12 protein-coding genes are annotated in these 13,301 nt (G+C 71.7%); 2 read left to right on the top strand and 10 right to left on the bottom strand.

What is annotated here, in order from left to right:
* Nucleotides 1-102: 102 nt before the first annotated feature.
* From tpiA to ACWDX6_RS12670, 9 genes are all read right to left on the bottom strand, one after another.
* Nucleotides 103-879: a triose-phosphate isomerase gene (gene tpiA, locus ACWDX6_RS12710; RefSeq protein ID WP_451484934.1), complete on the bottom strand. Its 777-nt coding sequence runs from the start codon at nt 877-879 to the stop codon at nt 103-105.
* A 6-nt stretch (nt 880-885) separates the two neighbouring features.
* Nucleotides 886-2,097 carry a phosphoglycerate kinase gene (locus ACWDX6_RS12705; protein WP_451484933.1) on the bottom strand — a complete coding sequence of 404 codons (1,212 nt, stop codon included), beginning with the start codon at nt 2,095-2,097 and terminating at the stop codon, nt 886-888.
* Nucleotides 2,098-2,205: 108 nt separating this feature from the next.
* Entirely contained in the window at nt 2,206-3,216 is a 1,011-nt protein-coding gene (gap, locus tag ACWDX6_RS12700; RefSeq protein ID WP_451484932.1) for a type I glyceraldehyde-3-phosphate dehydrogenase, read from the bottom strand.
* Between the two features lie 448 nt (nt 3,217-3,664).
* Nucleotides 3,665-4,654: a DNA-binding protein WhiA gene (gene whiA / locus ACWDX6_RS12695; RefSeq protein ID WP_356889956.1), complete on the bottom strand. Its 990-nt coding sequence runs from the start codon at nt 4,652-4,654 to the stop codon at nt 3,665-3,667.
* A complete protein-coding gene (locus ACWDX6_RS12690) occupies nt 4,645-5,667 on the bottom strand; it encodes a gluconeogenesis factor YvcK family protein (protein ID WP_451484931.1) in 1,023 nt (340 codons plus the stop codon). The genes whiA and ACWDX6_RS12690 overlap by 10 nt, the downstream gene beginning before the upstream one ends.
* Nucleotides 5,664-6,626, bottom strand: coding sequence for an RNase adapter RapZ (gene rapZ, locus ACWDX6_RS12685; RefSeq protein ID WP_451484930.1), 963 nt, complete (start codon nt 6,624-6,626; stop codon nt 5,664-5,666). Before rapZ ends, ACWDX6_RS12690 begins: the two co-directional genes overlap by 4 nt.
* Complete coding sequence (gene uvrC / locus ACWDX6_RS12680) at nt 6,623-8,767, bottom strand: excinuclease ABC subunit UvrC (protein WP_451484929.1); 2,145 nt, start codon at nt 8,765-8,767, stop codon at nt 6,623-6,625. The genes rapZ and uvrC overlap by 4 nt, the downstream gene beginning before the upstream one ends.
* A 303-nt stretch (nt 8,768-9,070) precedes the next feature.
* Nucleotides 9,071-9,865, bottom strand: a complete 795-nt coding sequence (locus ACWDX6_RS12675) for a hypothetical protein (RefSeq protein ID WP_451484928.1) — start codon at nt 9,863-9,865, stop codon at nt 9,071-9,073.
* Nucleotides 9,862-10,446 carry a papain-like cysteine protease family protein gene (locus ACWDX6_RS12670; protein WP_451484927.1) on the bottom strand — a complete coding sequence of 195 codons (585 nt, stop codon included), beginning with the start codon at nt 10,444-10,446 and terminating at the stop codon, nt 9,862-9,864. Before ACWDX6_RS12670 ends, ACWDX6_RS12675 begins: the two co-directional genes overlap by 4 nt.
* A 238-nt stretch (nt 10,447-10,684) precedes the next feature.
* Between ACWDX6_RS12670 and ACWDX6_RS12665 the strand changes: the two genes are divergently transcribed.
* The gene (locus ACWDX6_RS12665) at nt 10,685-11,614 is read left to right on the top strand and encodes a hypothetical protein (RefSeq protein ID WP_451484926.1); all 930 of its coding nucleotides are present in this window, start codon (nt 10,685-10,687) and stop codon (nt 11,612-11,614) included.
* Nucleotides 11,615-11,716: 102 nt separating this feature from the next.
* Here ACWDX6_RS12665 and ACWDX6_RS12660 read toward each other — a convergent pair whose 3' ends face one another.
* Nucleotides 11,717-12,142: a Rieske (2Fe-2S) protein gene (locus ACWDX6_RS12660; RefSeq protein WP_451484925.1), complete on the bottom strand. Its 426-nt coding sequence runs from the start codon at nt 12,140-12,142 to the stop codon at nt 11,717-11,719.
* Nucleotides 12,143-12,266: 124 nt separating this feature from the next.
* Here ACWDX6_RS12660 and ACWDX6_RS12655 point away from each other — a divergent pair, with 124 nt between their 5' ends.
* Nucleotides 12,267-13,169, top strand: coding sequence for a carbohydrate kinase family protein (locus ACWDX6_RS12655; RefSeq protein WP_451484924.1), 903 nt, complete (start codon nt 12,267-12,269; stop codon nt 13,167-13,169).
* Nucleotides 13,170-13,301 lie beyond the last annotated feature (132 nt).

Below are 13,301 nucleotides of genomic sequence, written 5' to 3'. Positions count from 1 at the left end.
CTTCCTGGCAATTCTCGGAAAAGTGCGAACGACGGGGGCCGACAGGCTCACACAGCCTGCTCGGCCCCCGCAAGGGTACGACGGATCGCCGCTACCGCATACTCACTGGTCGCGGAAGCGGACGATCTTGACGAACTCGTCCGCGTCCAGCGCCGCGCCGCCCACCAGGGCGCCGTCGACGTCGGGCTGCGCCATGATCGCGGCCACGTTCCCGGCCTTCACCGAGCCGCCGTACTGGATGCGGACCTTGTCGGCCAGCTCCTGCGAGTACAGCTCGGCGAGACGGCCGCGGATCGCCCCGCAGACCTCCTGCGCGTCCTCCGGGGTGGCCACCTCGCCGGTGCCGATGGCCCACACCGGCTCGTAGGCGATCACGATGGACTCGGCCTGCTCGGCCGTGACGTCCTTCAGGCCGCCGTCGACCTGGGCCAGGGTGTGCTCGACCTGCCGGCCCGCCTTGCGGACGTCCAGGCCCTCCCCGACGCAGAGGATCGGGGTCAGACCGTGCTTGTACGCGGCCTTCACCTTGGCGTTGCAGATCTCGTCCGACTCGGCGTGGTACTGGCGACGCTCGGAGTGGCCCACGGCGACGTAGGAGCACTTCAGCTTGGCCAGCATCGCGCCCGAGATCTCACCGGTGTAGGCACCGGAGTCGTGCGCGGAGATGTCCTGGGCACCGTACTTGATCTTGAGCTTGTCGCCGTCGACCAGGGTCTGCACGGACCGCAGGTCGGTGAAGGGCACCAGGACGGCGACCTCGACGGCGTCGTGGTCCTTGTCGGTGAGGGCGAAGGCGAGCTTCTGGACGTGCGCGATGGCCTCGAGGTGGTTGAGGTTCATCTTCCAGTTGCCCGCCATCAGCGGGGTACGCGAACTCACTTTTGCTCAGTCCTCCAGAGCGGCGAGGCCGGGGAGCGTCTTGCCCTCGAGGTATTCGAGGCTGGCGCCACCACCGGTGGAAATGTGGCCGAAGGCGTTCTCGTCGAAGCCCAGGATCCGTACGGCGGCGGCGCTGTCGCCACCACCGACGACGGTGTAGGCGCTGCTGTCGACCAGGGCCTGTGCGACGGCGGTGGTGCCACCGGCGTAGTCGGGGTGCTCGAAGACGCCCACCGGACCGTTCCAGAAGACGGTCTCGGCGTCGGCGATCTTCGACGCGTACAGCTCGCGCGTCTTCGGGCCGATGTCGAGGCCCTCCTTGGTCGACGGGATCTTGTCCGCGTCGACGGTCTCGAAGTCGGCCGGGGCCTTGGTCTTGAGGTCGGGGAAGTCCGTGGAGACGAGCACGTCGACCGGGAGGACGAGCTCGACGCCGTTCGCCTCGGCGCGCTTCATGTACTCCTTGACGACGTCCACCTGGTCCTTCTGGAGCAGGGAGATGCCGACCTCGTAGCCCTTGGCGTAGAGGAAGGTGTACGCCATGCCGCCGCCGATCAGCAGACGGTCGGCCTTGCCGAGCAGCGCGTCGATGACGGCGAGCTTGTCGGAGACCTTGGCGCCGCCCAGGACGACCACGTACGGGCGCTTGACCTCGTCGGTCAGCTTCTTCAGGACGCCGACCTCGGTGGCGATGAGGTAGCCGGCGGCGTGCGGAAGGCGGGCCGGGAGGTCGAAGACCGAGGCGTGCTTGCGGTGCACGGCGCCGAAACCGTCACCGACGTAGACGTCGGCGAGGGCGGCGAGCCGGTCCGCGAAGGCACCGCGCTCGGCGTCGTCCTTGGACGTCTCACCGGCGTTGAAGCGGAGGTTCTCGATGACGGCCACCTGGCCGTCGGCGAGGCCCGCCACGGTGGAGGTGGCGGATTCGCCGACCGTGTCGGTCGCGAACGCCACGTCGGCGCCGAGGAGCTCGCCCAGGCGCGCGGCGGCCGGGGCGAGGGAGAACGCCGGGTCCGGGGCGCCCTTGGGACGGCCCAGGTGCGAGGCGACCACGACCCGGGCACCGGCCGCGGCGAGCGCCTCGACCGTGGGGAGGACGGCGCGGATCCGGCCGTCGTCGGTGATGGTGGTGCCGTCCAGCGGCACGTTGAGGTCGGCGCGGACGAATACCCGCTTGCCGGCGACGCCTTCGGCGAGAAGCTCGTCGATCGTCTTCATCTCTTACTGACTCCTAGGAACGCGGTGGAGCACACGAGACAGGGCTCGTACAGCGCGACGTTACGCTGTCCGAGCCCTGCGCTCACATCAAGGGGTGCCTGCCTGGGATCAGAGCTGGCCGCCGACGAAGACGGTGAGGTCGACGAGGCGGTTGGAGTAGCCCCACTCGTTGTCGTACCAGCCCAGGATCTTCACCGAGTTGCCCTCCTGGACCATCGTCAGGGAGGAGTCGAAGGTGCAGGAGGCCGGGTCGCTGACGATGTCCGAGGACACGATCGGGTCCTCGGTGTAGTACAGGATTCCCTTGAGGTCGCCGTCCTCGGAGGCCTTCTTGAAGGCGGCGTTGACCTCGTCCTTGGTGACCTCGCGCTGCAGCGTGACGACCAGGTCGGTGGCCGAGCCGGTCGGGACCGGGACGCGCATCGCGATGCCGTCGAGCTTGCCCTTGAGCTGCGGGAGGACCAGGGCGGTGGCCTTCGCGGCACCGGTCGTGGTCGGGATGATGTTCTCCGCGGCGGCACGGGCGCGACGCAGGTCGGAGTGCGGGAAGTCCAGGATGCGCTGGTCGTTGGTGTACGCGTGGACCGTCGTCATCAGGCCCCTGACGATGCCGAAGTTCTCGTCGAGGACCTTCGCCATCGGCGCCACGCAGTTGGTGGTGCAGGAGGCGTTGGAGATGACGTGGTGGTTGGCCGCGTCGTACTTGTCCTGGTTGACACCCATCACGATGGTGATGTCCTCGTCCTTGGCCGGGGCCGAGATGAGGACCTTCTTGGCGCCACCGGCGAGGTGCTTCTCGGCGTCGGCCTTCTTGGTGAAGATGCCGGTCGACTCGATGACGATGTCGACGCCCAGCTCGCCCCAGGGGATGTCGGCCGGGTTGCGCTCGGAGAGCACCTTGATGGTGTGGCCGTCGACGGTGATGGTGTCGGCGGTGTGGGTGACCTCGGCCTTGAGGCGCCCCAGGATCGTGTCGTACTTCAGCAGGTGGGCGGTGGTCGCAGTGTCACCCAGGTCGTTGACAGCCACGATCTCGATGTCAGCACCCTGCTCAAGGAGCGCGCGGAAGTAGTTGCGACCGATGCGGCCAAAGCCGTTGATGCCTACGCGGATCGTCACGAACCGATCTCCTCGTGAGAGTACGCCGGTTTTCGACGCCGGCGAGTTTCTATTAGGGATGTCCCCGACCGCTTACGACCCTACCTCTCCCATCGCCTCAGAGTGACATCGTGCGCAGCCGTAAGTGCCGGTGAATGCGCCGTGGCCCGTTACTACCGACGGGTTCACGCCACAGTGCGGCTTTCGTCCCGATCACTGACTGTGATCAAAGGTGCGGGTGGTCGCTCAGCCGTGCACCGCGCCGCCGGACGCGTGCCCGGCCGCGGCGGGAGTCGATATCGCTACGTCTCATGACCCGCCCGTGTCGTGGTCTGCCGCAAGGTGAACAGACGACAGGCTCGGGGGAGCCCGTGATCATGTCAAGAACGCCTCCGGCCCGTACGACGAAAGCTGCCGGCGCCTCAGAGAGGCACCGGCAGCGAGGGGTTGGAGGGAGCGGGGGCGGGGCTCAGCCGACGAGGCTGTCGTCCAGCTCCTCCGTCAGCGTGGACTCGGTCCCCGGGATGCCCAGGTCCTGGGCCCGCTTGTCGGCCATGGCGAGCAGGCGGCGGATGCGGCCCGCGACGGCGTCCTTGGTCAGCGGCGGGTCGGCGAGCGCGCCCAGCTCCTCCAGCGAGGCCTGCTTGTGCTCCATGCGCAGGCGGCCCGCGGCGGCGAGGTGCTCGGGCACCTCCTCGCCGAGGATCTCCAGGGCCCGCTGGACCCGGGCGCCCGCGGCGACCGCGGCGCGGGCCGAGCGGCGCAGGTTGGCGTCGTCGAAGTTGGCCAGGCGGTTGGCGGTGGCGCGGACCTCGCGGCGCATCCGCCGCTCCTCCCAGGCCAGCACCGACTCGTGGGCGCCGAGCCGGGTGAGCAGGGCGCCGATCGCGTCGCCGTCGCGGACGACCACCCGGTCCACGCCCCGTACCTCACGGGCCTTCGCGGCGATGGAGAGCCGGCGCGCCGCGCCCACCAGGGCGAGGGCGGCCTCCGGGCCGGGGCAGGTCACCTCCAGGGAGGAGGAGCGTCCGGGCTCGGTCAGGGAGCCGTGGGCGAGGAACGCGCCGCGCCAGGCCGCCTCGGCGTCGCAGGTGGCGCCGGAGACGACCTGCGGGGGCAGCCCGCGGATCGGGCGGCCCCGGCCGTCGACCAGGCCGGTCTGCCGGGCCAGCTGGTCACCGCCCGCCACCACCCGTACGACGTACCGGGAGCCCCGGCGCAGACCGCCGGGGGCCATCACGATCAGCTCGGAGCTGTGCCCGAAGATCTCCAGGATGTCCCGCTTGAGGCGCCGGGCGGCCATCGCCGTGTCCAGCTCCGCCTCGATCACGATCCGCCCGCTCACCAGGTGCAGCCCGCCCGCGAACCGCAGGATCGACGAGACCTCTGCCTTCCTGCAGCAGGTCCGGGTGACGGGAAGCCGGGAGATCTCGTCCTTCACCGCTGCCGTCATCGCCATGGGCCGATCCTTCCATGCATCCGAAAAATACGGTCGTACGCGGCGGCCAACAGCTCCGGGTCGTGCTTCGGAGTACCGTCCGCCCGGGCCACCGGCGCCAGCTCGACCGCGGCGCCGAGCCGTTTGGCGGCGTCGGACAGGGACTCGCGGTCGGGCACGGCGGCCTCGTCGGCCAGCACCACGTCCAGGGCGAGTTTAGGGGCGTGTCGTCCCAAAACCTCCAAATGACGCTGCGGAGAGAACCCTTCCGTTTCTCCCGGCTGCGGCGCGAGGTTGAGCGAGAGCACCCGGCGGGCCTTGGTCACCATGAGGGCGTCGAGCAGCTCGGGCACGAGCAGGTGCGGGATCACCGAGGAGAACCAGGAACCGGGGCCCAGGACCACCCAGTCCGCGTCGAGCACCGCGGCGACGGCCTCGGGCACGGCGGGCGGGTCGTGCGGGACGAGGTGCACGGACTGCACCTCGCCGGGGGTGAGCGCCACCGTGGCCTGGCCCCGGACGGTGTCCACGTCGTCCGGGCGCGCCGGGTCGTGCCCCTTGACCAGGGCCTGGAGCTCCAGGGGCACGGCGGACATGGGCAGCACCCGGCCGTGCGCGCCGAGCAGCCTGCCCACCAGGTCCAGCGCCTGGACGTGGTCGCCGAGCTGCTCCCAGAGGGCGACGATCAGGAGGTTGCCGACCGCGTGCTCGTGCAGCTCGCCCCTCGACTGGAAGCGGTGCTGGATGACCCGGGACCAGGTCTGGCCCCAGGCGTCGTCCCCGCACAGCGCGGCGAGCGCCTTGCGCAGGTCTCCGGGCGGCAGGACGCCCAGCTCCTCCCGGAGCCGGCCGCTGGAGCCGCCGTCGTCGGCGACGGTGACCACGGCCGTGAGATCACCGGTGATCCGGCGCAGGGCGGCGAGGGAGGCCGAAAGGCCCATGCCGCCGCCCAGCGCGACGACCTTGGGCTGGGCGCCGCGCCTGCGGAGCGTACGCACCGAAAGGGTGGACGTACGCCGGCGGTACGGCTTCACTCGCGCCCCATGTCCCGGTGGACGACGACGGTCTCGACCCCTTCCGAGGCAAGGCGGGCGGCGAGCTTCTCGGAGGTGGCCACGGAGCGGTGCTTGCCACCGGTGCAGCCGACGGCGATGGTCACGTACCGCTTGCCCTCGCGGCGGTAGCCCGCGGCGATCAGCTGGAGCAGTTCGGTGTAGCGGTCGAGGAACTCCTTGGCGCCCGGCTGGTTGAAGACGTACGCCGAGACCTCTTCGTTGAGGCCGGTGAACGGGCGCAGCTCGGGGACCCAGTGCGGGTTGGGCAGGAAGCGCATGTCGACGACGAGGTCGGCGTCGACGGGCAGCCCGTACTTGAAGCCGAACGACATGACGGTGGCGCGCAGCTCCGGCTCCTCGTCGCCGGCGAACTGGGCGTCCATCTTGGCGCGCAGTTCGTGGACGTTGAGGCTGGAGGTGTCGATCACCAGGTCGGCGTCGCCGCGCAGCTCGCGCAGCAGGTCGCGCTCGGCGGCGATGCCGTCGGTGATCCGGCCGTCGCCCTGGAGGGGGTGCGGCCTGCGGACCGACTCGAAGCGCCTGACCAGGGCCTCGTCGGAGGACTCCAGGAAGACGATCCGCCGGGTGACCTGCTGGGCGTCGAGGGCGGCGAGGGACTCCCGCAGGGCGTCGAAGAACTGCCGGCCGCGGACGTCGACGACGACGGCGATCCGGGCCACGTTGCCCTGGGAACGGGCGCCGAGCTCCACCATGGTGGGGATCAGCGCGGGCGGCAGGTTGTCGACGACGAACCAGCCGAGGTCCTCCAGGCACTTCGCCGCGGTGGACCGGCCGGCGCCGGACATGCCGGAGATGATCACCAGCTCGGGGATGGCCGCGTCGGCGCCGTTGTCGCCGGTGGCCTCCTTCGTGCCCGTACTCACGTGTCCTGCTCCGTCTTCTCGGTGGTGCGGTTCTTGCCGGTCGTGCGCGGTCATGCGGTGCTGCCCCCGTCGTCTTCCATGATCTCTCCTGTTGCCGTGTTCACGGCGGGCGCGGCCGGGGCCGCCTGGGCGAGGGCCACGGCCACGGCTTCGGCCGTCTTGCGGCCCAGGCCGGGCACCTCGCAGATCTGCTCGATTGTCGCCTGCCGGAGCCGCTTGACCGAGCCGAAATGCTTGATCAGGGCCTGCTTGCGCGTGTCGCCGAGACCGGGGACGGCGTCCAGGGGGCTGGTCCTGATGCGCTTGTTCCGCTTGGAGCGCTGATAGCGGATGGCGAAGTCGTGAGCCGTGTCACGTACCCGCTGAAGGAGGTACAGACCCTCGCTGGAGCGGGGCAGCACGACGGGGTCGTCGTCACCGGGCAGCCAGACCTCTTCGAGGCGCTTGGCCAGGCCGCAGACGGCGATGTCGTCGATGCCGAGCTCGTCGAGGGCCCGCCGGGCGGCGGCCACCTGGGGCTGCCCGCCGTCGACGACGACGAGCTGGGGCGGGTAGGCGAAGCGCCTGGGGCGGCCGTCGTCGGCGGGCACCTCCCCGGAGCGGGCGGGGCCGCCGCCGTCGGCCTCCACGGCGGCCGCGGTCTCTCCGGAGGCCTCCGAGGCGGCTCCGGTGGCGTGCGGGGCGGCTCCGGCGCCTCCCACGGCGCTCATGACGGCCGGGGCGGTGCCGTTCGCACCGGCGCTCTCGACGGCCTCGGTGTCCTCGACACCCTCAGGGCCCCACTCCCCCGTCCTCTCCTTCTCGGCGAGGTAGCGCTTGAAGCGGCGGCTGATCACCTCGTGCATCGAGCGGACGTCGTCCTGGCCCTCGAAGCCCTTGATCTGGAAGCGGCGGTACTCGCTCTTGCGCGGCAGTCCGTCCTCGAAGACGACCATGGACGCGACGACGTCGTCGCCCTGGAGGTGCGAGATGTCGAAGCACTCGATCCGCAGCGGGGCCGAGTCCAGGTCCAGGGCCTCGGCGATCTCCTCCAGGGCCCGGGAGCGCGTGGTCAGGTCGCTGGCGCGCTTGGTCTTGTGCAGGACGAGCGCCTGCTGGGCGTTGCGCGCGACCGTCTCCATCAGGTCCTTCTTGTCGCCGCGCTGCGGTACGCGCAGGGAGACGGCCGAGCCGCGGCGGCCGGTGAGCCACTGGCCGACGGCCTCCAGGTCCTCGGGGAGGGTCGGGACGAGAACCTCCTTGGGGACGGCGTCGCCGCTCTCCTCGCCGTACAGCTGCTGGATCGCGTGCTCGACGAGCCCGGCCGTCGACACGGCCTCGACCTTGTCGGTGACCCAGCCGCGCTGGCCGCGCACGCGTCCGCCGCGGACGTGGAAGATCTGGACGGCGGCCTCCAGCTCGTCCTCCGCGAGCGCGATCAGATCGGCGTCGGTGGCGTCGGCGAGAACGACGGCGTTCTTCTCCATGGCCCGCCGCAGCGCCCCTATGTCGTCGCGGAGCCGGGCCGCCTTCTCGTACTCCATCTCCTCGGCGGCCGCCATCATCCGCTTCTCCAGTCGGCGGATGTACGTGCCGGTGCGGCCGGCCATGAAGTCGCTGAACTCCTCCGCCAGTTCCCGGTGCTCCTCGGGGGTGACCCGGCCCACACAGGGGGCGGAGCACTTGCCGATGTAGCCGAGGAGGCAGGGGCGTCCGGCGGAGGCGGCGTTGCGGAAGACGCCGGCGGAGCACGTACGGACCGGGAAGACGCGGAGCATCAGGTCGACGGTCTCGCGGATGGCCCACGCGTGCGCGTACGGCCCGAAATAGCGCACGCCCTTCTTCTTGTGGCCGCGCATGACCTGGACGCGCGGGAACTCCTCGTTCAGGGTCACCGCGAGGTACGGATAGCTCTTGTCGTCCCGGTACTTGACGTTGAACCGGGGGTCGAACTCCTTGATCCAGGAGTACTCCAGCTGGAGCGCCTCGACCTCGGTCGAGACGACGGTCCACTCCACGGAGGCGGCCGTGGTGACCATCGTGGCCGTGCGGGGGTGCAGGCTCGCCAGCGGCTGGAAGTAGTTGGCCAGCCGCTGGCGCAGGGACTTCGCCTTCCCGACGTAGATCACCCGGCGGTGCTCGTCGCGGAATTTGTAGACCCCCGGCGAGTCGGGGATCTGCCCCGGCTCGGGGCGGTAGCTGGAGGGGTCGGCCATGTTCCCCACCCTACTGGCGGGAACTGACAGTCCGGGCGTCCGTCAGGGGACGCCCCTAGGGCCTCTCGTTCGGATCATGCCGGGCTCGCGTGCCCTGGCACCGCGCCTCGCCGCGTTGTCGTCGGTCGCCAACGCTCCGCGTTGACTCCCTCCTCCGCCTCGCGATCCGTCCCCTCGGCCCTGGCGGGCCTGGGGAGACCCCATGCACCAGACCCCGCTCCCTGATCCGGCCTGATCCGAACGAAAGACCCTAGCCCCGCCGGGCCGTCGTGGGGAGGCGGCCGGCCCGGCGGGGCGTCGGTGTCAGGAGGCGGACTGCGCTGTCGCCGGTGCCCGCCGACGGCGACGGGCCGCCGCTCCGAGGAGGCCCAGGACCAGTACGGCGCCCGCCCCGGCGGTGGCGGAGGCCGCCGTGACCAGGGGTTCCTGGGGCGCGGGGGCGGCGTGGGTGTCGTAGCCGCCTGCCGCGCCCTTGCGGGCGTAGCCGGAGCCGGGCAGCTTGTCGCCGTACGCCTCGGCGACCCGCTCGCGGTACGCGGCCAGGCTGGTCCCGTTCGTCCCGATCGCGCGGACCGCGTCCTCGTCCAGTGGGAGCACCTTCGTGCCCTTGTGGACGTACCAGGCGTCGATCTGCGGCTCGCGGAAGACGGTCCCGCCCGGCAGTGCCCGCGCCCCCTGCGCGGTGTAGCGGATCTCGTCGTCACCGGTGGCGATGTTCACCACCTGCCAGCCGCCCGCCCGGCGCACGGTCCACAGCGAGGCCGTTCGTCCGTCCGAGGAGACCGCCTTGCTGGCGTGGAACTCCGTCCGTGCCACCGGCGCGCCCGGCTTCCCGGCCACGAACTCCGGGGACAGCACCCGTACCGGCACCGAGGCTCCCTCGACGCGGGGGCGGGCGGCGGTACGGGCGACGGCGCCGTCGCGGGCGAAGAACCGGGAGAGCGTGTCGAGGGTCGCCGGCGCGGAGGCCGCCTTCTCGGGTGTGGCCGCCGTGGGCGGCGCGTCGGCGGCGGCGGCCGGGTCCGCGCCGAGGGCGACGAGGGCGGCGGCGGACAGGAGACCGGCGCTCACGGCACGTATGCGGCTCATCGTCGTCACGCCCCTATCCGGTACAGCGAGTGGGTCCAGGAGAAGGAGCTGTTGTCCACGTACCAGGCGTGCGAGGCCCAGTTGTAGCGGTTGCTGGAGGGCCAGGGATCGCCCCAGTAGACCCAGCTGTCGGCGTCGTCGTAGCCGTAGATCACATGCATGTGGCCGCCGCCGCTCGACCACTGGATCCGCGTCTCGATCGGGCGGTCGGCGTTGATCTCCGTCTGGACGGTGGAGTAGCGCAGCCAGCCGTTCACGTACGAGCCGGGGTTGACGCCCGCCCAGCGCAGTCCGGTCTGCACGTTGCCGAGGGTGGCCTGGTTGTTGGGGCAGTCGTAGCCCTGCTGGCGGTTGAAGGCGGCGTTGCAGAACTGGTTCTGCGAGTAGTTGCGCCCGAACCAGGTGGCGATGGTGTTGCCTCCTGCGGCCCAGCACCAGTTGCTCTTCTGCTGCGCCTGCATGGTGATGTTCAGTCGCTTGGCCGCGAGTGCCGACGCGTCGTCGGGGGCGGGTGCGGCGGAGGCGGTGGTGGGGATGAGGAAGAGTGCGGCGGCGGCGAGTGCCGCGAGGGAGAGCCTTCTTCTGCGCATCGCGTTCCTCCCGTGGCGGGGGGTGTGGGGATGTGGGGAGTCGGAGGAGCGCGTCCGGACGCTGGTGAGGAGCATCGGACGTTGTCGGGAGCGGGTCAACACGCTTCAATGCGGGGTGACGGCACGCTGTGAACGGTGCGACCCGAGTGTGAACGGGTGCCCCTGCGTCACCTGCGGTCCCCCCACCGGCGGAGCAGCGGTCCGCCCCACCGTCGTGAACGTTCACTGAGGAGTCCCCATGGGACACACCGAGGCGGATCTGGCGCAGTTGCTGCGCACCGGACCGTTCCATCTGGCGCTGCGCACGGCGCTCGCGGTGCGTGGTCTTCCGCTCCAGCGTGTCCAGCACCATCTCGCGCACCGCGGGATCAAGGTCGGGGTGACCAGCCTCAGTTACTGGCAGCAGGGTGCTCGCCGGCCGCAGCGGCCCGAGTCCATGAAGGCGGTCCGCGCCCTGGAGGAGGTGCTCCAGCTGCCGGGGAACTCCCTCGTCCGGCTGCTGGCCGAGGGCGCCGCCGCGCGCGGTGACGTCGAGCGGCCGGCGGCCCGTTCGTACCGCTCGCTGGTGGAGGTGTCGGGCGTGGTGGAGGAGCTGATCGCCGGTCTGGAGTCACCGGTGGACGGCGGGCTGCACACGGTCGGCCATCACGAGCGGGTGCGGATCGGTGCCGGGCGGGAGATGGTGGGGCGCGACTCTCAGCAGGTGGTGCGGGCCCACCGGGACGGGGTGGACCGCTATGTGGCCATCCACCACGGGGATCCGGGCTGCGATCCGTCCCGGGTGGAGGTGCGGGCGACGGAGAACTGCCGTACAGGCCGGGTGCGTTGGGACCGTGAGACGGGGGTGCTGGTCGCGGAGCTGCTGTTCGACGCGCGGCTGCGGGCCGGCGAGACGTATCTGTTCGGGTACGGCTTCGAGGACGGGACGGCCGGCGCGAGCGGTGAGTACGTCCGGGGGTTCACCTACGCGGGCGGGCAGTACGTGTTGCAGGTCCGGTTCGACGAGGCGGCGCTGCCCGTGCGCTGCCGGCGTTTCACGCAGACCTCGGCCGGTGCGCCGCGCGGCGGCCGCTCGCAGCTCACGCTGAGCGGGCGGCACCGCACGGTGCATCTGGTGGAGCAGGGGATACGGCCGGGGCTTCTGGGGATCGACTGGGACTGGGCGTGACACCGGGGGTACCACGGCCCGGGGGCCGGGCGGGGGCACGCGGTGAGGCCCTGGGACCCCGGTCACGCCTCGGAGCCCGGGTTCACGCCTCGGGGCCCGGGTTCACGCCTCGGGGCCCGCGATCAGTTTGCCGTTCTCGACCCGGACCGGGACCTCGGGGAGCGGGACGGTGGCCGGACCCTTGAGGGCCTTGCCGGTGGTCACGTCGAAGCGGCTGCCGTGGCAGGGGCAGTTGCCCTCGTTGTCCTCGATCTTGTCGAGGACGCAGCCGGCGTGGGTGCACTGGGCGCTGAACGCCTTGTAGCGGCCCTCGGCCGGGCAGCTCACCAGGACCCGCTGCTCGCGGTAGAGCTTGGCGCCGCCGACCGGCACCTCCTCGGGGGCGCCGAGGTCGACCGGGGCGGTCGGCGTGGGGACCTGGGCGTGGCCGAGCTTGGACTCGGTGGAGCAGGCGGCGACACCCAGCCCCGCGGCGCCGGCCAGGGCCGCGCCTTTCAGTACGGTGCGGCGGGGGGTCTGGCCGGGCATGAGGGCTCCACGGTGCGATCGGGGCATGAGGTGACCGAACCGACGATACCGGCGCGGTTCCGCGCGGTTTCGCGAGGCCCCTGCGGGGTGTGCCGGCCGCCGGGCATGGGTTACGTTCACGGGCGTGATCGTCGTCGCCGGTGAGTCCCTGATCGACCTGGTCCCGGAGGGGGCCGGCGCCGTACCGCCGTCCCCACTTGCCCCGCTGGTGCCGAGGCCGGGCGGCGGCCCGTACAACACGGCCGTGGCACTGGGCCGGCTCGGGGCGGACGTGGCCTTCTGCTCGCGGGTCTCCACGGACGCCTTCGGCGAGGCGCTGGTGGAGGGTCTGCGGGCGGCGGGTGTCTCGGACGCGCTCGTCCAGCGCGGGCCCGAGCCGACGACGCTGGCGGTCGCCTCGGTCGGTCCGGACGGTTCGGCGCGGTACGGCTTCTACGTCGAGGGCACGGCCGACCGTCTCTTCGCCCTTCCCGAGCGCCTTCCGGCGGGCGTGCGCGCGCTGGCCTTCGGGACGTGTTCCCTGGCCCTGGAGCCGGGCGCGAGCGCCTACGAGGCGCTGCTGCGGCGTGAGGCGGGGCGGGGAGCCTTCACGCTCCTGGACCCGAACATCCGGCCCGGTCTCATCCCCGACGCGGCGGGCTACCGGGAGCGCTTCGCGGGCTGGCTGCCGTACGTCTCGCTCCTGAAGCTCTCGGAGGAGGACGCGTCCTGGCTGGGCGGCACCCCGGCCGAGTGGCTCCGGCGGGGCCCTTCGGCGGTGGTTCTGACCCGGGGCGCCGCGGGCCTGACGGTGTTCAGCGCCGCCGGTGAGGTGTCGGTGCCCGCTGTCGGCGTACGGGTCGCGGACACGATCGGCGCCGGTGACACGGTGAACGCGGCGCTTCTGCACGGCCTGGCCGACCGCCCGGTGGACTCGCTGGACTCCGGCGCCTGGAAGGAGCTTCTGACGTACGCGGCGAGGGCGGCGGCGGTCACGTGCACCCGCGTGGGCGCGGAGCCGCCGTACGCCGCCGAACTGACCGCCTGACGCCGCCCCGTCGACCCACCGGAAGCCGCAACCGTCCGGCGGGGGAAGCGCCCGCAGCCCCAGCCCGTCCGGGGTGGAGCCCCGGTCCGGGGGGCGGGGTGGGGTGGGGGCAAGCCCGCCGCAGGCGCTCCT

This window comes from Streptomyces sp. NPDC003027 (assembly GCF_053591435.1).
The sequence above is the reverse complement of the archived record's forward strand: the minus strand, read 5'-3'. Positions and strand labels throughout refer to the sequence as shown.

Coding starts and splice junctions, on each gene's coding strand:
- ACWDX6_RS12705 (WP_451484933.1), bottom strand. CDS start 2,097: ATGAAGACGATCGACGAGCTTCTCGCCGAAGGCGTCGCCGGCAAGCGG.
- whiA (WP_356889956.1), bottom strand. CDS start 4,654: ATGGCGATGACGGCAGCGGTGAAGGACGAGATCTCCCGGCTTCCCGTC.
- rapZ (WP_451484930.1), bottom strand. CDS start 6,626: ATGACCGCGCACGACCGGCAAGAACCGCACCACCGAGAAGACGGAGCA.
- uvrC (WP_451484929.1), bottom strand. CDS start 8,767: ATGGCCGACCCCTCCAGCTACCGCCCCGAGCCGGGGCAGATCCCCGAC.
- ACWDX6_RS12670 (WP_451484927.1), bottom strand. CDS start 10,446: ATGCGCAGAAGAAGGCTCTCCCTCGCGGCACTCGCCGCCGCCGCACTC.
- ACWDX6_RS12665 (WP_451484926.1), top strand. CDS start 10,685: ATGGGACACACCGAGGCGGATCTGGCGCAGTTGCTGCGCACCGGACCG.
- ACWDX6_RS12660 (WP_451484925.1), bottom strand. CDS start 12,142: ATGCCCGGCCAGACCCCCCGCCGCACCGTACTGAAAGGCGCGGCCCTG.